This window comes from Streptomyces sp. NPDC046876 (genome assembly GCF_040645035.1).
GTDB lineage: Bacteria > Actinomycetota > Actinomycetes > Streptomycetales > Streptomycetaceae > Streptomyces.
Genome location: NZ_JBEYXK010000067.1, coordinates 14,062 through 39,576, shown reverse-complemented (window position 1 = coordinate 39,576; position 25,515 = coordinate 14,062). Strand labels below are relative to the sequence as shown.

Sequence of the window (25,515 nt, the reverse complement as noted above, 5' to 3'; positions counted from 1 at the left end):
GCCGGGAAGCCCCCGAAGGATGGCCAGGGGGTCATGTCCAGCCTCTTCCCTCGTCAGAGAGGGCAGTCGGGGCCGGGAGGTGCAGAATCCTTCCTTCCGGGACCATCACCCTGCCCGGCCCCGGGCATCCGGGTAGCCGAGCCCCTCAAGGCCCGCAAGAGGGCTCTCTCCGGAGCCGAGGGGCTCCAACCTGCACCAGACGTCGACGAAATGGCTGCCAGGAGCCGTGAGACGCGACAGATCGCTACGCGCTCCCCTTTCTTCGGCGACTGCCGACCGTCCGTGGCTGATAGGCGCACCAGATCGCTACGCGCTTCGGCCGGATCGGCGTCTCGCGCCGGTCGTGGGTTGCTGAGCGGGCCCGTCAGGGTGCGTTGATGCCGAAGGTCTGGGTGTTGGTGTTGGTGGCCGCCGGGCTCAGGACGTTGCTGTTGGTGTTGATGTTGTTGTACACCGGGATGATGCCGCTGAGGTTGATGGGGAGGATCGATCCTCCGCTGTTGTCGCAGCTGCCGCCGGTGATGGTCGTGGGATCGCTCGCCGAGTCCAGGAGCGGTTCATCGACTCCACTGAGAGTCGCCGTGTTGGTGACGGTGCACGGCGCGTCGCCGGCAATGTTGACGGTCGCATCGACCGTGTATCCCTCACCGGGCCCTAGGGGCAGGACGGTCTCACACACAAATCCCGTGTCGTTATTGGTCGGCACGCAGACAAGGGGGAGCGGCTCGTCCGTGGTCACGTCCAGGTGATCGAGGGTGAGGCCGGACGGCAGGTTGTCCGTCAGAAGCGTTCGGCCGGTGGTCGCCTCCGTGCCGGAGTTGATGACCTCGATGTGGTAGACCCCCTGGCCGTTCCGAGCGAAGTTCCCGGAGTGGGTCTTCGTGACGGACAGTTCGGCCTGGGCGTAGGCGGGGGTGGCTCCGAAAGTGAACGGCAGTGCGAGGCCCAGGCCGAGGACGGTGCCGAGGGCGGATGTCCGTCGCCTCAGCGCTTTGGTGAACATGGAGGGTTCTCCTGTCTGGTGAAGTCCCCTGTGACACGGCGCGGAGCACGGTCCACACGTGGGACGCCGACAGAACGGAAACACCCTGCGCAACGAGCGAATTACGGCTGCCGCGGCAGCTTCACCCAATCGCCCCGCCGCCTGGGTGCTATGGGTGGCCGCTCGTGGCCATATACCGGAGTGAGACGCCAGTCCGACCGCTGTCGGCAGCCGTCTGTCGCGCCTACCGGCCACAGGCGGCCGTCAGCCGCCGAGATGAGCAGGGCCACGTAGCGATCTGGTGCGCTACCAGCCACAGACGGCCGTCGGACGCTGAGAAAGGAGGAGCGCGTAGCGATTTGGGGCGCTCCCCGCTCCTGGCGGCCATTTCGTCGAAGTCTGGTACAGGTTCGAGCCCCTCGGCTGCGGAGAAAGCCCTTTTGCGGGCCTTGGGGCTCGGCTGCCCGCATGCCCGGTGCCGGGCATGGTGGGTGGTCCCGGGAGGAAGGATTCTGCCCTTCCCGGCCCGGACTGCCTTCTCTGGCGAGGGGCCTCCCTGGATATGACCCCCTGGCCATCCTTCGGGGGCTTCCCGGCAGCTCTTTGGCATTTCGGGGCGGGTCGGGCTGTCAAGGGTCGCCGAAGGCGATCGCGAAGCGACGCGACGAAGGAGCGCCCTTGACGGGCCGGCGCGCACCGAAAGGACAATGGGCGGCCGGGACGCCCCCGGACACTCCCCGACCCCGGTCGACCGTGACCCCGCTTCTTGAGGGTGCCGATCTGCTGGGCGGTGCCGCGCGGATGGGCTCCGGCTATACCGTGCCGCCGGTTCCGCGCTTGATGGCCTCGACGAACGTTCCCCACGCCGCCGCGGGGATCAGTAGGGCGGGCCCGGTCGGGTTCTTGGAGTCACGCACCGGGACGGTGGTGGGGTGACCGTCCATGACTTCTACGCAGCTGTCCGCATCGTTGCTGCTGTAGGAGGACTTGCGCCAGCCAATGAGGGCTGCGGCTCGGGGGAGCGTGTGCTCAAACATGGTTCGCGTATTCCTTTGCTGTTGCCCGGAGTAGAGCCAGCGACTCCCTTTGGGGCAGTGCATCACCCAGCACCAGATCGTAGGCGGCGTACAACTGCTCGACCATGGTCGGACTGTCGTGCAGCTTGGCCGTCCGCACGCCTTCCGTGTACGCCGCCGGCGGCTGGTCCGCGAAGCGCATCAGCGTCAGCATGGACGCTTGAAGCGTGTGCGCGCCCACCTCGTTCGGGAGAACGTGCACCCTGATGCGGCTTTCGTCGCCCATGGCTGCGATGTGCATCAGCTGCTCCGCCATGACGTCCGGACCGCCAACGTGCCGTCGAAGCACCGCCTCATCGAGCACGACCCACACTGCCAGGGTGTTGGGGCTGGTGAGCACCTGTGCGCGCCTGAGTCGCGTGACGACGACGCGGTCACATTCCTCGTCACTCCACGGAGGGAATGCTGTTGTCAGCACGGCACGCATATAGCGCTCCGTCTGCAGGATGCCGGGCACCAACGAGAGGGCGAATTCGCGGATCTCGGTCGCTTGTTGCTCCAGCCGACGGGCGTCCTCGAAACGATCCGAGACGGCGATGTCATCCGAGGGCAGGAAGCTGCTCAGTACATCCCCGGTCCCCAGCGCCCGATCCAGCCGTCGCGCATCCTCCCGCGAAGGGATCCGCCGCCCCGCCTCGATGTGGGCGATGTGGGACCGCGTCATGATGGCGGCGTCGGCCAAGGCCTGCTGGGTCAGGCCTGCGGCCTTCCGCTTGTCCTTCAGCCAGTCGCCGTAGATGTTGTTCATCGTCAACTCCCCTGTGACGGAGTCGGAGTCACGCGCATCCCCCTGGCGAGCCTACTCGGGCCCCTCTCAGCCTGTGAGTGGATCGCTACACACAGAGAGGGTCGCAATGGGGCACGAACAGGGGCGGCTGCTGCCGTGGGTCACCGCAGACGGCAAGCCGTGCTTCCTCGTCGGGGACGGGCAGGGGTATCTCTCCCGCGTCGCCGACGACATGGAGCGGGTCCAGCTCGGCATGGCACTCGAACTGCTGGGCCACGCCGACGACATGCTGGCCGACTACGGTGCCACCGCCGCCCAGCTCCGCTACCTCTCCGCCCGGATGGCCGAGTCGCTGCGCGACGTGCACCGCGTTGCCGTCAGTCGCGGGGCCCGGATGGTTGATCCGGTGCTGGAGCCGGAGCCGGAGTGACCCACCGCAGCGCGAACCACAGCTCCGCCCGTACGTCCGGATCGTCGAGGTCGCGGTCCAGGAGTGCAGCCGCACGGGTGATGCGCTGCCGGACCGTGTTGCGGTGGATCCCGAGGGCGGCGGCGCTGCGGTCCCAGCTGCCGTGGTGGGCCAGCCAGCCGCGCAGCGTCTCCCGCAGGGCGGGGGAGAGCGGCCCGAGCAGGGCCTCGGCGTGGGCGCGGGCCTCGGCTTCGCCGAGCAGGCCCGCGAAGCCGGGGTCGGTGTGGCGGGCCAGCGGGGTGCGGGCGGCGTCGGCGCGGTCGAGGGCGCGGCGGGCCTGCGCGTCGGCGGTGGCCAGGGCGTCGGCCGCGGCCGGGGCGCTGACGCCCAGCCGCCATCCGGGCTGCGGTTCGGGATCCCGGTCGGTGAGGAGCCGTACGGCGGGGCCGGCCGGGTCGAGCAGTACGGTGCCCAGCGCGGCGGCGAGGGCCTGCGGGTCGGCGGTGGCGGCGGTGCCGCGGGCGTGGACGGCGTACCAGGGGCCGGGGCCGTTCAGCGCCTCGGCGGGGGAGCCGCCCAGCAGCAGCCGGGCCAGGGCTGCGGTCTCGGGGCCGGCGGGTCGGTCGGCGGTGAGCAGGGTCAGCAGGACGGCGGCGACCGAGGCGACGGTGTGGTCGCCGGGGGTGCGGGCGGGGGTGGCGGTGCCGAGGGCGGCGCGGCGGCCGAGGGCGTAGGCGGCGAGGTGCCAGCCGTCGGCCTGGTCGGTGGCGGTCGCGGGGCCCGCGGCGGGGCCGCCGACGCGGGCCAGCAGGGCGTCGAGGGCGGGCCGTACGGCCGCGGCTGCGGGGGGCGGCGGGTTGCCCGCGGTCCGGCCGTCGGGCCACAGCAGCACCTGCCCGCCGAGGCTCGCGGCCAGGCGGGAGAGCACCGCCGGGACGGGGTCGGGGCGGGCGGCGGCGGCCGCGAGGGCCTGCTGGGCTTCGGTGACCCGGCGCAGCTCGCGGGTCCGCGCCTCGGCCATGAGCCGCCAGACGGCGCGGGCGACGGCGGTGAACGGGGTGCGCGGCGGGACCTCCAGCAGCGGGAGCCCGTGCCGCGCACAGGCGTCGGCGAGGGCGGCCGGCACCTCCTCGTGCACGGGGGCCACGCCGAAGCCGAGGGCGGCTGCGCCGGCCGCGACCAGCCGGGCCGCGTACCGGTCGTACGCCGCGGCGTCCCCGGCGTCCCGGGCCTCGCCGGCCCCCGCGGTTGCGGTGAGCAGGAGCTCGCCGCCGAGGAGGTAGGGGGACGGGTCGTCCATCTCGGAGGCGTGCACGCCGTGCACCGCGGCCTCGGCGGGCCCGGCGACGTGCCGCAGCCCGAGCTCGCGGTCGGCGAGCAGCGCGCTCAGCGGTACGGGGGGCACCGGCGAAACGGCGGCACCGTCCGCCGCCGCACCGGCCCGGCCGACCGGCCCGCCACCGGCCCCGGCCCCGCGGCCGGACCGCGCGCCGGTCCCGGCGCCGGGGCCGGCGTCAGGGCCAGTCCCAGGGCCAGTCCCAGGGCCGGCGCCGGGCCCCGGTCCGCGGTCGGCTCCCGCCCCGGTACCGGCGTCAGCGCCGGGACCAAAGCCAGTGCCAGGGGTGGCCCTCGAGTCCAGCCCAGGCTCAGCGCCGAGCCCGAAACCAAGGCCGGCGCCAGGGGCAGCCCCAGTACCCATCCCCGCCTCCACCCCCAGCCCAGTACCAGGGCCACCACGCATGCTCATGGATGCTCCGTACACACCAGCAGGACCGTATGGATAAAACGTACACTTCGCGCCCCGCACCCCGCCCCGTACGCTCGAAGGACCGCACAGTAGGACCTCCAGAAGGGCACCCCCATGAGCACCGAGCAGACGCCGCGCGGACCGGTCGACTCCTCCCGCATCCCGCGTTACGCCGGCCCCGCGACCTTCGCCCGGCTGCCCCGCCTGGACGAGGTCGGCTCGGCGGACGTGGCCGTCGTCGGCGTGCCCTTCGACTCCGGCGTGTCCTACCGCCCCGGCGCCCGCTTCGGCGGCAACGCCATCCGCGAGGCCTCCCGCCTCCTGCGCCCGTACAACCCGGCGCAGGACGCCTCCCCCTTCGCGCTCGCGCAGGTCGCCGACGCCGGTGACATCGCCGTGAACCCCTTCAACATCAACGAGGCCGTCGAGACGGTCGAGGCCGCCGCCGACGAGCTGCTGTCCTCCGGCTCCCGCCTGATGACCCTCGGTGGCGACCACACCATTGCCCTCCCCCTCCTCCGTTCCGTCGCGAAGAAGCACGGCCCGGTCGCGCTGCTGCACTTCGACGCGCACCTGGACACCTGGGACACCTACTTCGGCGCCGAGTACACCCACGGCACGCCGTTCCGCCGCGCCGTCGAGGAGGGCATCCTCGACACCGAGGCGCTGTCCCACGTCGGCACCCGCGGCCCGCTGTACGGCAAGCAGGACCTCGACGACGACGCCAAGATGGGCTTCGGCATCGTGACCTCCGCCGACGTCTACCGCCGCGGCGCCGACGAGATCGCCGACCAGCTGCGCCAGCGCATCGGCGACCGCCCGCTGTACATCTCCATCGACATCGACGTGCTCGACCCGGCCCACGCGCCCGGCACCGGCACCCCCGAGGCGGGCGGCATGACCTCCCGCGAGCTGCTGGAGATCATCCGCGGCCTGTCCTCCTGCAACCTGGTCTCCGCGGATGTCGTCGAGGTCGCCCCGGCGTACGATCACGCCGAGATCACCTCGGTCGCGGCGTCCCACACCGCGTACGAGCTGACCACCATCATGAGCCGCCAGATCGCGGCCGCGAAGGGCAAGTAAGCAGGCGGGCAATCAAGCCGCAGCACCAGCCGCACGAAGGGCGCGCAGCGCGTGACGCACGACCACGACCTGGTACTCCGTCCCACCGAGGCCCAGCGGGCGGCCGCGCTCGCGCCGCCGCCGGGCCGCACGGGCGGGGACCTGGTCGTGGAGACGCTGCGCGGCCTCGGCGCCACCACCGTGTTCGGGCTGCCCGGGCAGCACGCCCTCGGGCTGTTCGACGCGGTGGGCCGCTCGGACCTGCGGCTGGTGACGCTGCGGGTGGAGAACAACGCCGGCTTCGCCGCCGATGCGTACGGCCGGATGACGGGTGAGGCGGTGCCGCTGCTGCTGTCCACCGGGCCGGGGGCGCTGACCGCGCTGCCGGCGCTGGCGGAGGCGGCCGCGGCCTCCTCGCCCGTCCTCGCCATCTCCTCCCAGGTGCCGGCGGCGGGCCTGGGCGGCGGCCGGCGCGGGCATCTGCACGAGCTGCGCGACCAGGCGGCTTCCTTCCGGGACGTGGTGAAGTCCGTCCACGTGGCCCGGACCCCCTCCCAGATCCCGTCCGTGATCGCCGAGGCGTGGGAGTCGGCGCTGTCGGCGCCCCACGGGCCGGTGTGGGTGGAGATCCCGGAGGACGTGCTGCGCGCGGAAACGATCCTCCCGCAGGTCACCGGCATGGACGCGACCCCGCACGAGCTCGCCCCGCGGCCCGAGCTGACCGCGCTCGCCGCGCACTGGCTGGAGACGGCCGAGCGGCCCGTGATCATCGCGGGCGGCGGGGTCATCCGCTCGGACGCCGCCGGGAAGCTGAGGCAGCTCGCCGAGCGGCTCTGCGCGCCCGTCGTCACCACCTTCGGCGGCAAGGGCGCCTTCCCCTGGGCGCACCCGCTGTCCCTCCAGTCCTGGCTGGAGGACCGCCACATGACCGACTTCCTGGAGGACGCGGACGTCGTCCTCGTCGTCGGCTCCGGGCTCGGCGAGCTGTCGTCGAACTACCACACCTTCCTGCCCGGCGGCCGGGTCGTCCAGATCGAGGCCGACCTCGGCAAGCTGGAGTCCAACCACCCCGCACTCGGCATCCACGCCGACGCCCGCCTCGCCCTGCAGGCCCTGCTGGAGACGGTGGCGGAGCGCCGCGATCCCGGGGCCCCCGAGCGCGTCCGCTCGGTGCTCGGCGCGGTCGCCGCCCGCCTCGCCGCGCAGGACCTCGGCCCGCAGAGCCTGGAGCAGCGGCTGCTGGCCTCGGTCCGCTCGGCCCTGCCCGCGCGCTCGCCGTCCTTCTGGGACATGACGATGCTCGCGTACTGGGCGTGGTCGGCCTTCGACCCGAAGCACCCGAACACCATGCACTCGGCGCAGGGCGCGGGCGGCCTCGGCTACGCCTTCCCGGCGGCGCTGGGCGCCTGCCTGGCCGAGCCGGGCACACCGGTCCTGGCCGTCTCCGGCGACGGCGGCGCGATGTACTCCATCGCCGAGCTGGCCACCGCCCGCCAGCACGACCTGGACGTCACCTGGCTGATCGTCGACGACGGGGGCTACGGCATCCTGCGCGAGTACATGCGGGACGCCTTCGACGGCCGTACGACCGGCACCGAGCTGACCCGGCCCGACTTCGCGGCCCTGGCGGAGTCCTTCGGCGTCCCCGCGGCCGTGACCTCCCCGGACGCCCTCGCGTCCGACCTGGCCAAGGCCCTGGCCGCGCCGGGCCCCTCGGTCGTCGTCCTCCCGGCCACCCTCCGGATGTTCACCCCTACGCACAGTTAGAGGAGGGGCCTCGATAGGGTGGCCTTGATCACTGGGCGGACGCGAGGGGGAACGGTGTCGTTCGAGGAAGACTGGGACCGGCACAAGCAGGTGTCCTCGCCCGACGGCCCTGCGCCGCAGATGCGGCTGAACCAGCTCGCCGCCGACCCCGGCGGCAGCTCCGGGACGCCCAGCGGGTACGGGGTGCTGGCCACGGCCCCTCCGGAGAAGAAGAAGGCGGCCAACACCATCGAGAACACTCTGCAGCCCGGCACGAAGAAGGCTGCGGACGTGGCCGACGAGCCGACCAAGAACGCGGTCAAGGCCTTCACCGGCTGGGAGACGGCGGCCGGCCTGTCGAAGGCCCACACGCACTGGGACGACCAGGTCAAGCGCCTGATGGCGCGGCTCGACTCGGAGAAGACCGCCCTGCGCGGGGCGTCGAACCTGTTCACCGGGAACGACCTGCTGACGGGACGCAGCTTCCAGCCGGTGCTGTCGTCCAAGGTCTCGGGACTGTAGGGGGAGACGGGCGTGCCGGGTTATCACGAGATCATGCAGACGGACCTCTCCGCGCTCACGACGGCCGCCGACGGCTGGAAGGCCATGGCGGCGCAGTTCAAGACGATGGAGGACGTGTACGAGAAGGAGGTGCAGAGCGTCTCCTCCGGGAACGGCTGGCTGGGCAGCAGCCAGCAGGTGGCCAGCACCAACGCCGCCATCACCCGCAAGGAGTTCGACTCGGCCCAGACCGAGGCGCTGGCAATGGAGTCCCTGCTCCGCGACGCGCACACCCGCTTCACGGAGCTCAAGGGCCGGGTGACCTCCGCCGTCGAGGACGCCGTCAAGGCGGGCATGAAGGTCTCGGACGCGGGCATCGCGAGTTTCGACTACAGCAAGGTCGACGCGGCCACCGCGAACGCGGCGCGTCACGACCCCGACCTCCGCAACGTAGAGCAGGCCTGGACGAGCCGGATCGCGGACACGGTCAAGGCGGTCACGGAATTCGACGCGGACGTCAAGGTCGCCCTCCTGAACGCGTCGGGCGCGGACGGCACGGCGATGTTCGGCTTCAACTCCAAGCCCGTCAACGACGTCGAGGCCGTGGAGGCCCTGGCCCTCACCCGGAAGATCCGTGACGGCAAGGCCTCCCCGGAGGAGCTGCGGCACTACAACGAGGTCCTGAAGCAGAACTCCGGGGACAAGCACTTCAGCGAGGCGTACCTGAACTCGCTGGGGGCCAAGGACACCCTGCTGCTGGCCGACCAGATGAACCTGGCGTCGAACGACCGGGGCGCCTCGGCGGCCGACAGGAAGCTCTACGAGTCGATCAATTCCGGCCTCGCCGGAACGATCGCCTCGGGCACCAGGGACCCGGACAGCTACGCGTACAAGCCGTTCGTGAACGGGCTCAAGGAGCAGGGCCCCGAGCTGGTCGCCAAGGGCCTGCGGCCGACGTACGGGTACCAGGCGCTGGTCACCCTCATGGGGAACGGCGGCGGCTACGGCAAGCAGTTCCTCAACGACGTCGGCGACGGCATGATCGCGGCCGAGAAGTCGAAGCCGCACATGTACGACCACGCCTACGACTCCCAGCGGCCGAACCTGGTCTCCGACCCGCTGGACGGCCTGCTCGGGATCATGGCCAAGGACCCGGACTCGGCGATGTACTTCCTCGACCCCGCGGCGCCAGGCAACAAGAACGAGCACCTGAAGTACCTGCTCACCGAGCGCGACATGCCGGACCCGTGGATCTCGACGGGCGTCGGCCAGCCGATCGAGATGGACGGCAACAAGACGGCGGGCTTGGGCGCCGCCCTCCAGGCGGCGGCGACGGGCCACACGGACGGCGAGAAGCTGGGCCCGCCGGGACCGCACACCGAGGGCCAGGCCCGCGTGATGCACAACGCCATCCGGCTGCTCGACGGCGAAATGGGCGGGGACAAGTTCCCGGAGGACCTGGAGGGCCTGCGCCAGCCGATGGCGAAGGCACTGGTCGACTACGTGGCGGACACCCACGTCATCCTCGGCGGCCAGGACTCCACCCTGGGCGCCCAAAACGGCCTCGATTCGATCCACGGCTCGGGCGACAAAGCCCATATCGCGGTCGGGCAAGGCAGCCTGGTCCGCGTGATGCGCGGCATCGCGGACGACGGCCCGAGCTACGCCCTGTTGGTCGAGGCGGAGCGGTCGTACTCGGCGGAGCAGCTCACGGCTGCCGCCCCGTACAAGGGCGACCTGCACGGTGTGAGCGCGGACTGGGACAACCGGGCCCATGACATCGGCGCGGCGGCCGGCGCCCTCAACGGCATCGGGGCCGACGTCTACAAGGACAAGGAAGACGACCGGGTCAAGTGGGCGGAAGGCACCTCTGAGCACACGGCTGCCACCGCCAACGGCCTCATCGGCGAGATCCCGGTCGCGGGCACCCTCGGAGGCTCGCTGATCGACTCGCTCAAGTACGAGTGGGTCGAGGGCGTCAAGGACGAGGCCGAGGAGCAGGGGAAGAAGGACTCCAGCAGCAATTTCGGCAAGGGTATGGAGGCGACCAACAGGATGTTCGACGCGTGGAGCCAGGACCGGAAGATGGTGGGCGACCCTGCTTTCGATCACGCCAAGGACATGGCGAACACGGGCTACACCAGTGGAAGGGACGCCGCCCGTGCGCACCTCCGGTCCTGACGTCCGCAAGGCTCTCCGGCGGTTGACGGCAGCCCTTCTCTGTGTACTGACACTGGCGTCGTGCGACTCGAGTGAGCCCGAAGCGAAGATCGATCACCTTTGCGAGATCACGCCTGCCTCGGAAGAAGAGGTGCTTCTGCGGAAGATCCTCCGTGCAGAGGGCTTCCAGAAGGTGATCATGAGCAAGACGAGCCGCGCTGTGAAGAACCTGGAGCGCGACCTGCGGGAGATGGGTCCGGAGAAGCGGACACTTCCGACGTACACGTGCGCGTACCGCCCGGCTCCTCAGGGGGGAGTCGAACGCGCGACGTTCGGATTCGGCTGGGTGCCTCGCACCTCCAACGATGTGAAACGGTCCCTACCCCAGGGGGTTCCGTACGAGGTGAGTGGCGCCTTCGGTGAAACCGGTGACTTCGGCACGAAGCTGTTCGTCGAGTGCGCCATGCCCGGCGAACTCGGCGGGCCGTCGAAGTCGGCATGGTTCTACGCGGACGCCTCGTACACGATCAACATCGGTCAGCCGGAACTCGACCAGGAGGCCCGCGACCGGCAGACCGCCCTCACCTACCTCATGGCCCGCCGCGTCACCGACGCGCTCGGCTGTGAGAACAAGCCGCTGCAGAAGCCCCCAGTGGTGAAGCCGCTGCCCAGCCCCTGACGGCCCGACCCACCTGCCGTAGCCGCGGCGGGCAGCCGTGCGTGCCTTCGGGTGATGACGCTGTGTCACGGCAGCGGCGTCGGGGGGGCCGGGAGGGTCCTGTGGGAGCTTGGCCGGTGAGCCGATCCGAGTCGACCCCGGACGGAGGCGCCGACGCCGCCATGCCCGCGATCACCCGAAGCCTTGCCGCCGCAGCAGTCACGGCCGCCTTGGTGGCGGCCCTGGCCGCCTGCGGGGGCGATGGCGACCACAATCCGCCGCCGCCCCCGGCCGAGTCCAGCGAGTCCGCCGAGCCCGAGACGCCCCCAGAGACTTCGGACACCGGGGAGGGGAGCACCGCACCCGAAGACCAGGACTCGGACAACTCCGTGTTCCTGGGGGAGAGCAGCGCCGATTCCAAGGGGAAGGTCGAGGTGCCGACCTCGAACGTGGGCGAGGCCGCGAGCCAGGACGTCCGGTTCGTCAACAACGGGAACGAGTCCAAGACCTTCCGGGAGTTCTCGGCGTCGACCGGAAGCGGGGAGGCCTCGATCACCGCGGACAACTGCTCCGGCGTCGAGCTGCCGCCCGGCGGAAGCTGCACGGTCACCCTCCAGCACGTGGCCGACCAGCCGGGCGGCTACAGCGGAGAGCTCACCGCGCTGACCAGCGACGGCGAGGCCTTCACGGCGGAGATCACCGGTGAGGCCACGTCCACTCCGGAGGTGTCCGAGACCCCGACGCCCGACACCGGCGAGACCCCGGACGAGGGCAAGCGCCCCACGGGCTGATCCTCAGGGGCTGAGCTCCACCCGGACCGTCCCGTCGTCGGGAACCACCACCAGCTGCGGCTTCGAGGTCTTGACGTAGGAGACGAGGTAGAAGCGGGATGGCGACTTCGCGAGGATGCGGAAGCCCCGGTACTGATACCGGTACGGCGCTCTGGCGCGGCCCAGGTCCTTGAACCTGATGCGGGCTGCATGGTGGGTGATGGGGACGCTCGAATAGACCACCGCCCTGGGGCTGCTGCCCTTCGTGTAGCCCCTCTCTGCAAACCGGATGCCCTCGGCCTTGCCCGCCGTCGCCGCGTACCGGGCCATGGCGAAGAACAGGCTCATCGTCAGCAGTCCGATCAGCAGCGCGCCGGCCGTGAGCCACAGCCGGTCTCCGGTGCGGTCCTGCGGGCCGGGCCCGGCTCGGCCCCGGTTCAGGTGCATGTGGACGGCGAAGAAGGCCAGGGTGGCGCCCAGGGCGACGATCAGGCAGGGCGCGAAGTCGCGCAGCCAGCCCTGCGGGAGTTTCGGCAGCCGGTCCTCCCAGAAGAAGACCGGGAAGCCCACCAGGACCAGTAGCAGGCCCAGGGCGAGCAGCCAGCCGGTCACCCTGCGGCGCGCCGCTTCCCGTCCCGGCACGGCCAGTCTCCGTCCCGTCCAGCCCAGCACCAGCAGCACGGCCAGGCCGCACACGAGCAGGAACCAGAGGGGGAAGAAGACCGCGTTCGCGCTCTTGACCACATAGGTCTGGACGGGGAACTGCAGGTCGCTCGCGGGGATGCCGAAATAGTCGTAGTACGCATCGGTGTACGTGCAGCCGAAGTAGTAGAGGAGGCCGAGGACGACGGTCGCCGGTGCCGTGATGTACGCCGCCTTCTCCAGGAACGATTCCGGCTTCGGGCCGGGCTCCAGGTGCGCCGTGGGCACCGTGCGGCCAGTGGGCTCCGTACGGGCCGGTTCCGGTCCGGGCGGCTGCTCCCGCGGCTGTTCCCGCGGCTGCTCCTGCGGCTCGGGCGTGGGCATGGGCCCAGTCTGTTCACCGGCGGCCGGGCCCGCACCCGGGGCCGCTCCGCCCGGCTGACGCCCGCGCCCACCGGAACCGCACGCTCCGCGCCCCGGCCGCCCCGTACGGCCCGCCCCGGCGTGCGCCGGAGCCGCCGCGGCCGCACGTTCGGATTGTTGCGGCGGGATGAAATCCGCCGGTCGGGGCGTTGGGGGAGGCGGCAGACAGGACGGACGGGGAGGCATGACGTGGCGACGGCGCAGACGGCTGCGGAGGAAGAACAGGGATGGGGCAGGCGGCTGGCCGCCTACACCTGGCGGTACCGGCTGAACGTACTGCTGGCCCTCGGCTCCTCATTGGCCGGCATGGCCGTGATGGCCCTCGTCCCCCTGGTCACCAAGGTCATCATCGACGACGTCATCGGCGACGAGTCCAAGCCCATGGGCCCCTGGGCCGCGCTGCTGATCGGCGCGGCCCTCCTGGTGTACGTGCTGACGTACGTACGCCGCTACTACGGCGGCCGCCTCGCCCTCGACGTGCAGCACGACCTGCGCACCGACATGTACGACACCATCGCCCGCCTCGACGGGCGCCGCCAGGACGAGCTGTCCACCGGCCAGGTCGTCGGGCGGGCCACCAGCGACCTCCAGCTGATCCAGGGCCTGCTCTTCATGCTGCCGATGACCATCGGCAACTTCCTCCTCTTCGGGATATCCCTGGCCGTCATGCTGTGGCTCTCGCCGCTGCTGACGGTCATCGCGCTGCTGATGGCGCCCGCCCTGTGGTTCATCGCCAAGCGCAGCCGCAAGAAGCTCTTCCCCGCCACCTGGTGGGCCCAGGGCCAGGCCGCCGCCGTCGCCGGCGTCGTCGACGGGGCCGTGACCGGCGTCCGCGTCGTCAAGGGCTTCGGCCAGGAGGAGCAGGAGACCGGCAAGCTGCGCGCCGCCGGCCGCCGCCTCTTCGCCGGGCGGATGCGGACCATCCGCCTCAACTCGCGCTACACCCCGGCCCTCCAGGCCGTACCGGCCCTCGGCCAGGTCGCCATGCTGGCCCTGGGCGGCTGGATGGCCACCCGCGGGCAGGTCACCCTCGGCACGTTCGTCGCCTTCTCCACCTACCTCGCCCAGCTCGTCGGCCCCGTCCGCATGCTCGCCATGGTCCTCACCGTCGGCCAGCAGGCCCGCGCCGGCGTGGAGCGCGTCTTCGAGCTCATCGACACCGAGCCCGTGATCCGGGAGGGCACCCGCGAGCTGGCCGCCGACGCCCCCGCCACCGTCGAGTTCGACGACGTGGTCTTCGGCTACGACCCCGAGCGGCCCGTCCTCGACGGCTTCTCCCTCTCCGTCGCCGAGGGCGAGACCGTCGCCCTCGTCGGCGCCTCCGGCTCCGGGAAGTCCACCGTCTCGCTGCTGCTGCCCCGCTTCTACGACGCCGACCGCGGCACCGTCCGCGTCGGCGGCCACGACGTGCGCGAGCTGACCTACGACTCGCTGCGCGCCGCCATCGGACTGGTGCCCGAGGATTCGTTCCTCTTCTCCGACACCATCCGCGCCAACATCGCCTACGGGCGCCCCGAGGCCGGCGAGGAGGAGATCCGCGCCGCCGCCCGCGCCGCCCAGGCCGAGGGCTTCATCACGGCCCTGCCGGCCGGGTACGACACCAAGGTCGGCGAGCAGGGCCTCACCCTCTCCGGCGGCCAGCGCCAGCGCATCGCGCTCGCCCGCGCCATCCTCACCGACCCGCGCCTGCTCCTCCTCGACGACGCCACCTCCGCCGTCGACGCCCGCGTCGAGCACGAGATCCACGAGGCGCTGCGCGCCGTCATGGCCGGCCGCACCACGCTCCTGATCGCGCACCGCCGCTCCACGCTTGCGCTCGCCGACCGGATCGCCGTCCTCGACGGGGGCAGGCTCGCCGACATCGGTACGCACGAGGAGCTGGAGAGCCGCTCCGCGCTGTACCGGCGGTTGCTCACCGACCCCGACGCGCTCGGCGCGGCCTCGCCGCGCACCCCGGACGCCCCGGCCATGGCCGAGTTCGAGCGGGACTTCGAGAAGGACATCGAGCTCGAGGCCGAGATCGACGCCGAGCCGGTCAACGCCAAGCGGCGCGTCGTCGACGGGGTGACCCCGGAGCTCTGGCGCCGCGAGGAGGACACAAAGACGGCCGACACGGCGAAGACGGCCTCCGCCTCGGCCCCCGCCGCCGGGTCCGGCGCGCCCGGGGCAGGGCACTCCATGGCCGGGGCCGTCGCCGGGATGCCGGCCACCCCCGAGCTGCTCGCGCAGGTGGCCGCACTGCCGCCCGCCGACGACGAGCCCGGCGTGGACGAGACCCGCGCCGCGGCCGCCGAGGACAGCTACAACCTGCGCCGCCTGCTGCACGGCTTCTGGGCGCCGCTCGCGGTCAGCCTCGGGCTCGTCGCCGTCGACGCGGGCGCCGGGCTGCTGCTGCCCGTCCTGATCCGGCACGGCATCGACAAGGGCGTCGAGCAGGCCGCGCTCGGCGCCGTCTGGGCGGCGTCGCTGCTGGCCCTGGCGGTGGTCCTCGCCCAGTGGGCCGCTCAGTTCGCCGAGACCCGGATGACGGGCCGCACCGGCGAGCGGGTGCTCTACGCGCTCCGCGTGAAGATCTTCGCCCAGCTCCAGCGCCTCGGCCTGGACTACTACGAGCGCGAGCTGACCGGCAAGATCATGACCCGGATGACCACCGACGTGGACGCCCTGTCCACGTTCCTGCAGACCGGCCTGGTCACCGCCGTCGTCTCCGTCTTCACCTTCCTCGGGATCCTCGTCGCGCTCCTCGTCCTCGACGTCGAGCTCGCCCTGATCGTCTTCGCCACGCTGCCGCTGCTGGTGCTCGGCACGATCGTCTTCCGCCGCAAGTCCGTCGCCGCGTACGAGCTCGCCCGCGACCGGGTCAGCCTGGTCAACGCCGACCTCCAGGAGTCCGTCTCCGGCCTGCGGATCGTGCAGGCCTTCCGCCGGCAGCACTCCGGCGCCGAGCGCTTCGCCGAGCGCAGCGACTCCTACCGCGAGGCACGGGTGCGCGGCCAGTGGCTGATATCCGTCTACTTCCCGTTCGTGCAGCTGCTGTCCTCGGGCGCCGCGGCCGCCGTGCTGATCGTCGGCGCGGGCCGGGTGGAGGCGCAGACGCTGACCACCGGTGCGCTGGTCGCGTACCTGCTCTACATCGACCTGTTCTTCGCCCCCGTCCAGCAGCTCTCCCAGGTCTTCGACGGCTACCAGCAGGCCACCGTCTCCCTGGGCCGGATCCAGCAGCTGCTGCGCGAGCCGACCACCACCCCGCTGCCGGCCGACCCGCGCGAGGTGCGCGAACTGCGCGGCGAGATCGCCTTCGAGGACGTGCGCTTCGCGTACGGGACCGCCGAGGAGCGCGGTGAGAAGGGGGACGCGCTGGCCGGAATCAGCCTGCGCATACCCGCCGGGCAGACCGTCGCGTTCGTCGGCGAGACCGGCGCGGGCAAGTCCACGCTGGTCAAGCTGGTGGCGCGGTTCTACGACCCGACCGCCGGGCGGGTCACCGCCGACGGCGCCGACCTGCGGGAGCTCGACCTGACGGCGTACCGCCGCCGGCTCGGCGTCGTCCCGCAGGAGCCGTACCTCTTCCCCGGCACGGTCCGCGACGCCATCGCGTACGGGCGGCCCGACGCGAGCGACGCCGAGGTCGAGGCGGCCGCCCGCGCGGTGGGCGCCCACGACATGATCGCCACGCTGGACGGCGGCTACCTGCACACCGTCGCCGAGCGCGGCCGCAACCTCTCGGCCGGCCAGCGCCAGCTGATCGCGCTGGCCCGCGCCGAACTCGTCGACCCCGACGTGCTGCTGCTCGACGAGGCCACCGCCGCGCTGGACCTGGCCACCGAGGCGCAGGTCAACCAGGCCACCGACCGGCTGGCGGGCAAGCGCACCACCCTGGTGGTCGCGCACCGGCTGACCACGGCGGCGCGGGCCGACCGGGTCGTGGTGATGGACCGCGGCCGGGTCGTCGAGGACGGCACCCACGCCGAACTCCTCGCGCGCGGCGGCCGGTACGCCGTGCTGTGGCGGACGTTCGCCGGCGAGGACGAGCGCGCCGCCGCCTAAGCCCGGGCCGCGGCCTTTCGGCCCGGCCACCCGGCCCGTCCCGGACCCCCCGGATCTTGCTTTATGCAACCTTCCGGGGGGTCTGTGCGTCGTACGTGCGTACGCATGACGTACGGGGGATCGGGGGGGTGGGGTTTTGTCCGGAGGGAAGGGGCGCGGCCGGGGGGCCGCCCGTGCGGCCGTGTCGGCCGTGGTGCTGACGCTGTGCCTGTCGGGGATGCTGGCGGCGCCGCCCGCCCGGGCCGCGACCGGCGGCTGCGGCGGACAGCTGGTCAAGTCGCTGCCACTGGGTTCCGGCTCGGGCTCCGGCGAGGTGCGCGTGTACAAGAGCCGCGCCCAGGCCTGCGCGGCGACGTTCGCCCGCGAGCCGGGGCTGCGCCGCCCGATGGCGGTGAGCATTCAGCCGCGTGGCGGGGTCCCCGTCGGCGATGCGGGGCAATTCACCCGTTATGCCGGACCTGTCGTCGTCGGCGCGATCAACCGGTGCGTGTATGTAAAGGGGAGCATCGGGGTGGATTCCGTGGAATCCGGCTGGATCCTGTGCTGACGTCTCGTCCCAACTGGGTCTGGTCAGCGGCGCGTTGACCCCGCTAGGTTCACGGGCGACCACAGTGAACTCAAGGGGAGGGTGAATGCGCAAGACGCTTGGCCGGCTGCTGCCCGTCGCGGTGCTGATCGGCACCATGGGCACGGCCGGCTTGACGGCTCAGGCGGCCACCGCCGCAGAGCCGGCCGCCACCGCGCCGACCACCGCAGGGCAGGGCGCCGCCACGGACATCAAGGACCGGATCCTTGCGATTCCCGGCATGAGCCTGATCGAGGAGAAGCCGTACCCGGGCTACCGCTTCTTCGTCCTGAACTACGAGCAGCCGATCGACCACCGGCAGCCGTCGAAGGGCACCTTCAAGCAGCGCATCACCCTGCTGCACAAGGACGAGTCCCGGCCCACGGTCTTCTACACGTCCGGGTACAACGTCAACACCAGCCCGCGCCGCAGCGAGCCGACGACGATCGTCGACGGCAACCAGGTGTCGATGGAGTATCGATTCTTCAATCCGTCGCGCCCCGACCCGGCCGACTGGTCGAAGCTGGACATCTGGCAGGCGGCCAGCGACCAGCACCGCATCTTCACCGCCCTGAAGAAGATCTACACCAAGAACTGGCTCGCCACGGGCGCCAGCAAGGGCGGCATGACCGCCACGTACTTCGAGCGCTACTACCCGAAGGACATGGACGGCGTCGTCGCGTACGTCGCGCCGAACGACGTCGTCAACAAGGAGGACTCGGCCTACGACCGGTTCTTCGGCAAGGTCGGCACCAAGGAGTGCCGCGACAAGCTGAACGCCGTCCAGCGCGAGGCCCTCGTCCGGCGGGAGCCGCTGGAGGCCAAGTACGCGGAGGCCGCCGCCAAGAACGGCTGGACCTTCAACACCGTCGGCAGCCTCGACAAGGCCTACGAGGCCGTCGTGCTCGACTACGTGTGGGCGTTCTGGCAGTACAGCCTGCTGTCCGACTGCGGCTCGATCCCGGACGCCGCCACCGCCACCGACCAGCAGATCTGGGACTCGGTCGACACGATCTCCGGCTTCTCGGCCTACGCCGACCAGGGCCTGGAGACGTACACGCCGTACTACTACCAGGCGGGCACCCAGCTCGGCTCGCCCGACATCAAGCAGCCCCACCTGAAGGGCCTGAGCCGCTACGGCTACCAGCCGCCGCGCAATTTCGTGCCCCGCGACATCCCGATGACCTTCCAGCCGGGGGTCATGGCCGACGTCGACAACTGGGTGAAGAACAACGCGAACCAGATGCTGTTCGTCTACGGGCAGAACGACCCCTGGGGCGCCGAACCGTTCCACATCGGCTACAACGCCCGCGACAGCTACGTCATGATCGCGCCGGGCGCCAACCACGGGGCCAACGTCTCCAAGCTGCAGGACGGCGAGAAGGCGCTGGCCACGCAGCGGATCCTGCAGTGGGCCGGGGTCGCCCCCTCCGCCGCGGTCGCCGACGCGGGCCGCGCGGCGCCGCTGGCGAAGCCGGACGCGCAGCTCGACCAGAAGGACCTGGAGCGCGAGCCGCAGCTGCGGCCGTAGCCTCCGGGCCCTGCGGGCCGGCCCGGCCCTCCCGGTCCGGCCCGCCCGCCGGGCCGCGGGCGGCGTACGCGCTCAGCCGTACGCCAGCCCGTGGCCCAGCGGGTACCGGTCGGGCACCGCCACCGGCAGCCGACCCGACGGCCGCGCCGCCCCGGTGACCACCCGGGCCGCCGCCCGCATCTCCACGTCCGTCCAGGAGTACGTCGCCAGCTCCGCCGCACACGTCGGCAGCCGGGCCGGGTCGTACGGATTGCGGGTCGCCACCAGCACCACCGGCACCCCGGTGGCCACCAGCTGCGTGACCAGATCGCGCTGCTCGTCCTCGCCCTCCGCGACGTTGTACGTGCACACCAGCACGGCCGCGTTACCGGGGGCCGCGGCCACCGCCCGGGCCGGCGGCAGCGCCGTCGCCTTGCAGCCCAGCGCCGTCAGCTCCTTCGCCAGGACCACGGTCGGCGGGCCCGTCGTACCGCTGGGGGAGGCGGCGTCGTTCCCGGTGACCAGCAGGGACGGCCCCTTCGAGGGGTCGATCGGCAGCAGCTTCCGCGGATTGGCCAGCAGGGTCGTCGTACCCGCCGCGATCTCGTCGGCGGCGGCCAGGTGCGAGGCCGTCCCCACCACGCCGTCGACCTTCGCCGCCAGGGTCTGGTCGCGGTCGAACAGCCCGCGGCGGGCCTTCAGTTCCAGGATCCGCAGCACCGACTCCGCGATCCGCGTCTGCGACAGCTCGCCCGACTCCACCGCCTTCACCACGCTGCGGAACGCCAGGTCCAGGTCCGGCGGGTTCAGCAACTGGTCGCAGCCCGCCTTCAGCGCCAGCACCGGGACCCGGTCGTCCCCGTACTTCTGCCGGACCCCGGCCATGTCCAGGGCGTCGGTGACCACCACCCCCCGGAAGCCCAGGCGTTCGCGCAGGATGCCGGTGACGATGGGCTGCGAGAGGGTCGCCGGGTCCCCCGAGGGGTCGAGCGCGGGGAAGACGATGTGCGCCGTCATCACGGCGTCCACGCCCGCCTCCACCGCCGCCCGGAACGGCGGCTCGTCCAGCTCCTCCCACTGGGCCCGGGTGTGCTGCATCACCGGCAGCCCGACGTGGCTGTCGGTCTCGGTGTCGCCGTGGCCCGGGAAGTGCTTGGCCGTCGCGGCCACCCCCGCGCCCTGGTAGCCCCGTACCTGGGCTGCGACCAGCGAGGCCACCGCCTTCGGGTCGGAGCCGAAGGACCGTACGCCGATCACCGGATTGTCCGGGTTGACGTTCACGTCGGCCACCGGCGCGTAGTCCTGCCGGATCCCCATCGCGGCCAGCTCGGTCCCCGCGATGCGCGCCGCGCGCCGGGCCTCTGCGGTGGCGGATCCCTTGCCGCTGCGGGCCCCCAGGGCCATCGCCCCGGGCAGCAGCGTCGCCGGCTTGCCGATGCGGGCCACGGCCCCGTGCTCCTGGTCGATGGAGAGCAGCAGCGGGATGCCCGCACCGGTTCCCGCGGCCGCCTTCTGCAGGCCGGCGGACAGCTCGGCGACCTGCTGCGGGGCGCGGGTGTTGTCGGCCCAGGAGAACAGGATGATCCCGCCCAGGTGGTAGCGGGAGACCAGTTCGGCGGCCGTGCGGACCCCGAACTGCTTCTGGTTGCGCTCGGCGCCCTTCGCGTCCGGCTCGGTCGCCGAATGCCCGAACACGCGGGACACGAAGAGCTGTCCGACCTGCTCGGTCAGGCTCATCCCGGCCACCACGCGGCGCAGCTGCGCCAGGTCGGGCGACGGGCCGGGGCCGCGTCCGCCGGGCGGAGGGCTGCCCGGGCGGCTGTCGCCGCCCGGGCCCGGGCCGGGGCCGGGGGAGCGGGCGGGGCGGGCAGGGTCGTCGGAGAAGGCGCCCAGGGCGTAGGAGACCGCCCCGGCGGCCGTGACGGCGGCCACGGCGGCTGCGGTGAGCAGGGACCGGCGGGAGGCGTGGTACGGCACCCGCCGGACCCTACGCCCCCTGTGCGCCCCCGGCGCCGAGGACACGGGCGGGGTCCCCCGGACGGACCGCTGCGCCCTCCCAGTGCTCCTGGAGGGTCCGCACGGCCTCGGTGATCGCCGGCCGGCGGGCCGCCCCGGTCCGCCACAGCGCGTACAGCCGGCGCACGGGGCCCGGTTCAAGCGGTACGGCCACCGCCCCCGGCGGCAGCCCGCCCGTCCCGAGGCGGGGTACGACGGCCACCCCGAGCCCGGCCGCGACCAGCGCGACGATGGTGTGGTTCTCCTCCGCCACATGGACGAGGTCGGGCTCGAACCCGGCCGCGCGCAGCGTGCGGACCAGCCAGTCGTGGCAGACCCGGCCGGGCGGCTGGCACACCCAGCGCTGGCCCCCGAGGTCGGCGCGGCGGATCACCGTGCGCCGGGTGAACGGGTGCCCCTCGGGCACGACCAGGTCGCAGCGGTCGTCGCCGATCACCGCGTGCTCCACGCCCTCGGGGGCCGGCAGCGGGGCGATGTCCCAGTCGTGGGCCACCGCCAGGTCGGTGACGCCGCGGGCCACCAGGTCCACCGACAGGTGCGGGTCGACCTCCGTCAGGCGTACGTCGAGGGCGGGATGGCGGCGCGCCAGGTCGGCCAGCACGCCCGGCAGCAGCCCGCGCGCCGCCGAGGCGAAGGCGGCCACGGTCAGCAGGCCGCCCGGCTGTCCGCGGCGCTCCTCCAGGGTGGTCTCGGCGCGCTCCACGATCGCCAGCAACTCCCGTGCCGTACGGGCCAGGTGCCAGGCCTCCTCGGTCAGTGCGACCCCGCGCCCGCGCCGCTCCAGCAGCGTGGTGCGGGTCTCGCGCTCCAGCTTGGAGATCTGCTGCGAGACGGCCGAGGGGGTGTAGCCGAGGGCGGACGCGGCGGCGGCGACCGACCCGTGGACGGAGACGGCGTACAGGGCGCGCAGCCGGGAGAGGTCGAGCATGCGGCCCATCGTAGACACGCGGGGGAGCGCGTCCATGCGTAAGGGTTGCTTCATCCATCCCGGAAGGAATCCGCGCTGGTGCTACATGGTTCTCGGCGCCGATGCTCGAGGCATGCGTCCCGTTCACACCGCTCTCGCCGTACTCGTCGCCGCCGTCTGGGGGTTCAACTTCGTCGTCATCCAGATCGGGCTGGGCCACTTCCCGCCGCTGCTGCTGTCCGCCCTGCGCTTCCTCGCCGCCGCGCTGCCCGCCGTGTTCTTCGTCGGCAGGCCCAAGGTCGCCTGGAAGTGGGTCCTCGGGGTCGGAGCGGCCCTGGGCATCGCCAAGTTCGGGCTGCTGTTCACGGGCATGGCCGCCGGGATGCCGGCCGGGCTGTCCTCCCTGGTGCTGCAGGTCCAGGCCGTCTTCACCGCCGTCTTCGCGGCCGTGGCGCTGCGCGAGCGGCCGGGCCGGGTGCGGCTGGCCGGCATGGGCGTGGCGCTCGCCGGGATCGCCGTCGCCGCCGCCGACAGCGGTGCCTCCGGGCCGGTGCTCGGCTTCACGCTGGTCGTGGCGGCCGCCGCCTGCTGGGGCGTGTCCAACGTGCTGACCCGCAGGGCGGCCCCGCCCGACGCGCTGAACTTCATGGTCTGGGTGTGCACCGTGCCGGTGCTGCCGCTGTTCGGGCTGTCGCTGCTGCTGGAGGGGCCCGAGCGGGACCTGGCCGCGCTGCGGGGCCTGGACTGGTCCGGGGCGGCCGTGATCGGGTACGTCGCCTGGGTGTCCACCGTCTTCGGGTTCGGCGCCTGGGGGTACCTGCTGCGGCGCTACCCGGCCTCGTCCGTCGCACCCTTCTCGCTGCTCGTACCGGTGTTCGGGATGTCCTCCGCGGCGCTGGTCCTCGGCGAACAGGTCTCCGGGCTGCGCTGGCTCGCCGCGCTGCTGCTGGTGGGCGGGGTGGCCCTGACCTCGCTGACGCCCGCGCGCAGGGCGGCCCCGGTCGGCGGCCGTACGGCCCGAGTAATGGAAACGTAAAGTTCCGATTCGGTGTGCAACCCCGGAGCGCGTACGGGGGTCGTATGGTGCGTCGGCACTTCCGGGGGAGGATCTGGGGGGATCGGGAAGTCCGGCACGGGAGGGGTAACCGTGAGGGGGTCCGGCCGCGAGGCCGGGCCCCCTTCTCGTTGTCCGACGGCCTGCCCGACACCTTGCCCGACGCGGTTGTCCACAGGCCTGCGGGGCTGTCGGAGCCGGGCGGTAACGTCGTGCCATGGCAACCAACGGGGCGGTGCAACAGGCAGTGGTGGAGGGGGTGCTCGAGCGCATCACCTACGCCAACGAGGAGAGCGGCTACACGGTCGCCCGCGTCGACACCGGCCGTGGCAGCGGCGATCTGCTCACGGTCGTGGGATCCCTCCTCGGGGCCCAGCCCGGCGAATCGCTGCGCATGGAGGGCCGCTGGGGCTCCCACCCGCAGTACGGCCGCCAGTTCACGGTGGAGAACTACCGCACCGTGCTCCCCGCGACGATCCAGGGCATCCGGCGCTACCTCGGCTCCGGCCTGATCAAGGGCATCGGCCCGAGGATCGCCGACCGGATCGTCGAGCACTTCGGCACCGACACGCTCGACGTGATCGAGGCCGAGCCGAAGCGGCTGATCGAGGTGCCCGGCCTCGGCCCCAAGCGGACGAAGCTGATCGGCGCCGCCTGGGAGGAGCAGAAGGCCATCAAGGAGGTCATGGTCTTCCTCCAGGGCGTCGGCGTCTCCACCTCCATCGCCGTCCGCATCTACAAGAAGTACGCCGACGCCTCCATCTCGGTGGTGAAGAACCAGCCGTACCGGCTCGCCGCCGACGTCTGGGGCATCGGCTTCCTCACCGCCGACCGGATCGCCCAGGCCGTCGGCATCCCGCACGACAGCCCCGAGCGGGTCAAGGCGGGCCTGCAGTACGCCCTGTCCCAGTCCACCGACCAGGGCCACTGCTTCCTGCCCGAGGAGCGGCTGATCGCCGACGGGGTCAAGATGCTCCAGGTCGACACCGGCCTGGTCATCGAGTGCCTGGCCGAGCTCGCCGCCGACCCCGAGGGCGTCGTACGGGAGTCCGTGCCCGATCCGCAGGGCGGGCCGCCGCTCACCGCCGTGTACCTGGTGCCCTTCCACCGGGCCGAGCTGTCGCTCGTGGGCCAGCTGCGCCGGCTGCTGCACGCCGAGGACGACCGGATGCCGTCCTTCCAGGACGTGGACTGGGACCGGGCGCTGGGCTGGCTGGCCGGGCGCACCGGCGCCGAGCTGGCGCCCGAGCAGCGCGACGCGGTCCGCCTCGCCCTCACCCGGAAGGTCGCAGTCCTCACCGGCGGCCCGGGCTGCGGGAAGTCCTTCACCGTCCGCTCGATCGTGGAGCTGGCGCGGGCGAAGAAGGCCAAGGTGGTGCTGGCCGCGCCCACCGGCCGGGCCGCGAAACGGCTGTCCGAGCTCACCGGGGCCGAGGCCTCCACCGTGCACCGGCTGCTGGAGCTCAAGCCTGGCGGGGACGCGGCCTACGACCGGGACCGGCCGCTGGACGCGGACCTGGTCGTGGTCGACGAGGCCTCCATGCTGGACCTGCTGCTCGCGAACAAGCTCGTCAAGGCGGTGGCACCGGGTGCACACCTGCTGCTGGTCGGGGACGTGGACCAGCTGCCGTCCGTCGGCGCCGGGGAGGTGCTGCGGGACCTGCTCACCGAGGGCAGCCCCGTTCCCGCCGTCCGCCTCACCCGGATCTTTCGGCAGGCCCAGCAGTCGGGCGTGGTCACCAACGCCCACCGCATCAACACGGGCCTGCCGCCGCTGACCGACGGGCTGCCGGACTTCTTCCTCTTCGCCGAGGAGGACACCGAGGAGGCCGGCCGGCTCGCCGTCGACGTGGCCGCCCGGCGGATTCCGGCCAGGTTCGGCCTCGACCCGCGCCGCGACATCCAGGTGCTCGCCCCCATGCACCGCGGTCCCGCCGGCGCGGGGAACCTCAACGGCCTGCTCCAGCAGGCCATCACCCCCGCCCGGCCGAACCTGCCCGAGAAGCGATTCGGCGGCCGCGTCTTCCGCGTGGGCGACAAGGTCACCCAGATCCGGAACAACTACGAGAAGGGCGCGAACGGCGTCTTCAACGGCACGGTCGGCGTGGTCACCGCCCTTGACCTGGACGAACAGCGCCTCACCGTGCGCACGGAGGAGGATGAGGAGGTCGGGTACGAATTCGCGGAGCTGGACGAGCTGGCCCATGCGTATGCCGTCACCATCCACCGCTCCCAGGGGAGTGAATACCCGGCGGTCGTGATCCCCGTCACCACCGGGGCTTGGATGATGCTCCAGCGCAACCTGCTCTACACGGCGGTGACCAGGGCCAAGAAACTGGTCGTCCTCGTCGGGTCACGCAAAGCACTGGGTCAGGCGGTGCGTACCGTTTCCGCAGGCAGGAGGTTCACGGCGGTCGCCCCTAGGCTGTCCGGCCGCATACCGGTGGGAAACCTGACCTAGGGTTTCCGCTTTCGGCGCGGAGGGGGCAGGATAAGCAGGTTGACGGCACTCA

19 protein-coding genes are annotated in these 25,515 nt (G+C 72.2%); 12 read left to right on the top strand and 7 right to left on the bottom strand.

All coding sequences use genetic code 11. The annotated features are described in order from the left end of the window. Positions 1–364 precede the first annotated feature (364 nt). From ABZ924_RS27455 to ABZ924_RS27445, 3 genes are all read right to left on the bottom strand, one after another. Entirely contained in the window at positions 365–1,003 is a 639-nt protein-coding gene (locus ABZ924_RS27455; RefSeq protein WP_361915171.1) for a hypothetical protein, read from the bottom strand. Positions 1,004–1,794: 791 nt separating this feature from the next. Continuing rightward, positions 1,795–2,019: a DUF397 domain-containing protein gene (locus tag ABZ924_RS27450; protein WP_361915169.1), complete on the bottom strand. Its 225-nt coding sequence runs from the start codon at positions 2,017–2,019 to the stop codon at positions 1,795–1,797. After that, entirely contained in the window at positions 2,012–2,806 is a 795-nt protein-coding gene (locus ABZ924_RS27445; RefSeq protein ID WP_361915166.1) for a helix-turn-helix transcriptional regulator, read from the bottom strand. The genes ABZ924_RS27450 and ABZ924_RS27445 overlap by 8 nt, the downstream gene beginning before the upstream one ends. Positions 2,807–2,912: 106 nt before the next feature. Here ABZ924_RS27445 and ABZ924_RS27440 point away from each other — a divergent pair, with 106 nt between their 5' ends. Beyond that, positions 2,913–3,215, top strand: a complete 303-nt coding sequence (locus tag ABZ924_RS27440) for a hypothetical protein (RefSeq protein WP_361915163.1) — start codon at positions 2,913–2,915, stop codon at positions 3,213–3,215. Here ABZ924_RS27440 and ABZ924_RS27435 read toward each other — a convergent pair. Next, the gene (locus ABZ924_RS27435) at positions 3,163–4,599 is read right to left on the bottom strand and encodes a helix-turn-helix domain-containing protein (RefSeq protein ID WP_361915160.1); all 1,437 of its coding nucleotides are present in this window, start codon (positions 4,597–4,599) and stop codon (positions 3,163–3,165) included. The genes ABZ924_RS27440 and ABZ924_RS27435 overlap by 53 nt on opposite strands. A gap of 456 nt (positions 4,600–5,055) precedes the next feature. On the opposite strand from ABZ924_RS27435, the gene speB reads away from it, so the two are divergent. The 6 genes from speB (at position 5,056) to ABZ924_RS27405 (ending at position 11,859) form a co-directional block, all read left to right on the top strand. After that, positions 5,056–6,024, top strand: a complete 969-nt coding sequence (gene speB / locus ABZ924_RS27430) for an agmatinase (protein WP_361915157.1) — start codon at positions 5,056–5,058, stop codon at positions 6,022–6,024. Between the two features lie 51 nt (positions 6,025–6,075). Further along, on the top strand, positions 6,076–7,770 hold the full coding sequence (locus tag ABZ924_RS27425; RefSeq protein WP_361915154.1) for a thiamine pyrophosphate-binding protein: 1,695 nt from the start codon (positions 6,076–6,078) through the stop codon (positions 7,768–7,770). Positions 7,771–7,824: 54 nt separating this feature from the next. Next, positions 7,825–8,271 carry a hypothetical protein gene (locus ABZ924_RS27420; protein ID WP_361915151.1) on the top strand — a complete coding sequence of 149 codons (447 nt, stop codon included), beginning with the start codon at positions 7,825–7,827 and terminating at the stop codon, positions 8,269–8,271. 33 nt (positions 8,272–8,304) lie between these two features. Continuing rightward, positions 8,305–10,431, top strand: a complete 2,127-nt coding sequence (locus ABZ924_RS27415; RefSeq protein WP_361915148.1) for a hypothetical protein — start codon at positions 8,305–8,307, stop codon at positions 10,429–10,431. Between the two features lie 178 nt (positions 10,432–10,609). After that, positions 10,610–11,089, top strand: a complete 480-nt coding sequence (locus ABZ924_RS27410) for a hypothetical protein (RefSeq protein ID WP_361915146.1) — start codon at positions 10,610–10,612, stop codon at positions 11,087–11,089. A 116-nt stretch (positions 11,090–11,205) separates the two neighbouring features. Next, positions 11,206–11,859 carry a hypothetical protein gene (locus ABZ924_RS27405; protein WP_361915144.1) on the top strand — a complete coding sequence of 218 codons (654 nt, stop codon included), beginning with the start codon at positions 11,206–11,208 and terminating at the stop codon, positions 11,857–11,859. 3 nt (positions 11,860–11,862) lie between these two features. On the opposite strand, the gene ABZ924_RS27400 is transcribed toward ABZ924_RS27405, so the two are convergent. Beyond that, positions 11,863–12,864 carry a hypothetical protein gene (locus tag ABZ924_RS27400; RefSeq protein ID WP_361915142.1) on the bottom strand — a complete coding sequence of 334 codons (1,002 nt, stop codon included), beginning with the start codon at positions 12,862–12,864 and terminating at the stop codon, positions 11,863–11,865. Between the two features lie 228 nt (positions 12,865–13,092). Between ABZ924_RS27400 and ABZ924_RS27395 the strand changes: the two genes are divergently transcribed. From ABZ924_RS27395 to ABZ924_RS27385, 3 genes are all read left to right on the top strand, one after another. After that, positions 13,093–16,950: an ABC transporter ATP-binding protein gene (locus ABZ924_RS27395; protein WP_361915139.1), complete on the top strand. Its 3,858-nt coding sequence runs from the start codon at positions 13,093–13,095 to the stop codon at positions 16,948–16,950. 190 nt (positions 16,951–17,140) lie between these two features. Further along, positions 17,141–17,497 carry a hypothetical protein gene (locus tag ABZ924_RS27390; RefSeq protein ID WP_361915136.1) on the top strand — a complete coding sequence of 119 codons (357 nt, stop codon included), beginning with the start codon at positions 17,141–17,143 and terminating at the stop codon, positions 17,495–17,497. A gap of 85 nt (positions 17,498–17,582) precedes the next feature. After that, complete coding sequence (locus tag ABZ924_RS27385; RefSeq protein ID WP_361915133.1) at positions 17,583–19,046, top strand: S28 family serine protease; 1,464 nt, start codon at positions 17,583–17,585, stop codon at positions 19,044–19,046. A gap of 72 nt (positions 19,047–19,118) precedes the next feature. On the opposite strand, the gene ABZ924_RS27380 is transcribed toward ABZ924_RS27385, so the two are convergent. Beyond that, a complete protein-coding gene (locus ABZ924_RS27380; RefSeq protein WP_361915130.1) occupies positions 19,119–21,002 on the bottom strand; it encodes a glycoside hydrolase family 3 N-terminal domain-containing protein in 1,884 nt (627 codons plus the stop codon). Positions 21,003–21,012: 10 nt separating this feature from the next. Next, positions 21,013–21,969 (bottom strand): LysR substrate-binding domain-containing protein, encoded by a 957-nt coding sequence (locus ABZ924_RS27375; protein WP_361915127.1) that lies wholly within the window; start codon positions 21,967–21,969, stop codon positions 21,013–21,015. Between the two features lie 112 nt (positions 21,970–22,081). Between ABZ924_RS27375 and ABZ924_RS27370 the strand changes: the two genes are divergently transcribed. Both ABZ924_RS27370 and ABZ924_RS27365 read left to right on the top strand, forming a co-directional pair. Then, entirely contained in the window at positions 22,082–22,984 is a 903-nt protein-coding gene (locus ABZ924_RS27370) for an EamA family transporter (protein WP_361915124.1), read from the top strand. A gap of 235 nt (positions 22,985–23,219) precedes the next feature. Continuing rightward, a complete protein-coding gene (locus ABZ924_RS27365; RefSeq protein ID WP_361915121.1) occupies positions 23,220–25,463 on the top strand; it encodes an ATP-dependent RecD-like DNA helicase in 2,244 nt (747 codons plus the stop codon). The last annotated feature ends 52 nt before the right edge of the window (positions 25,464–25,515 follow it).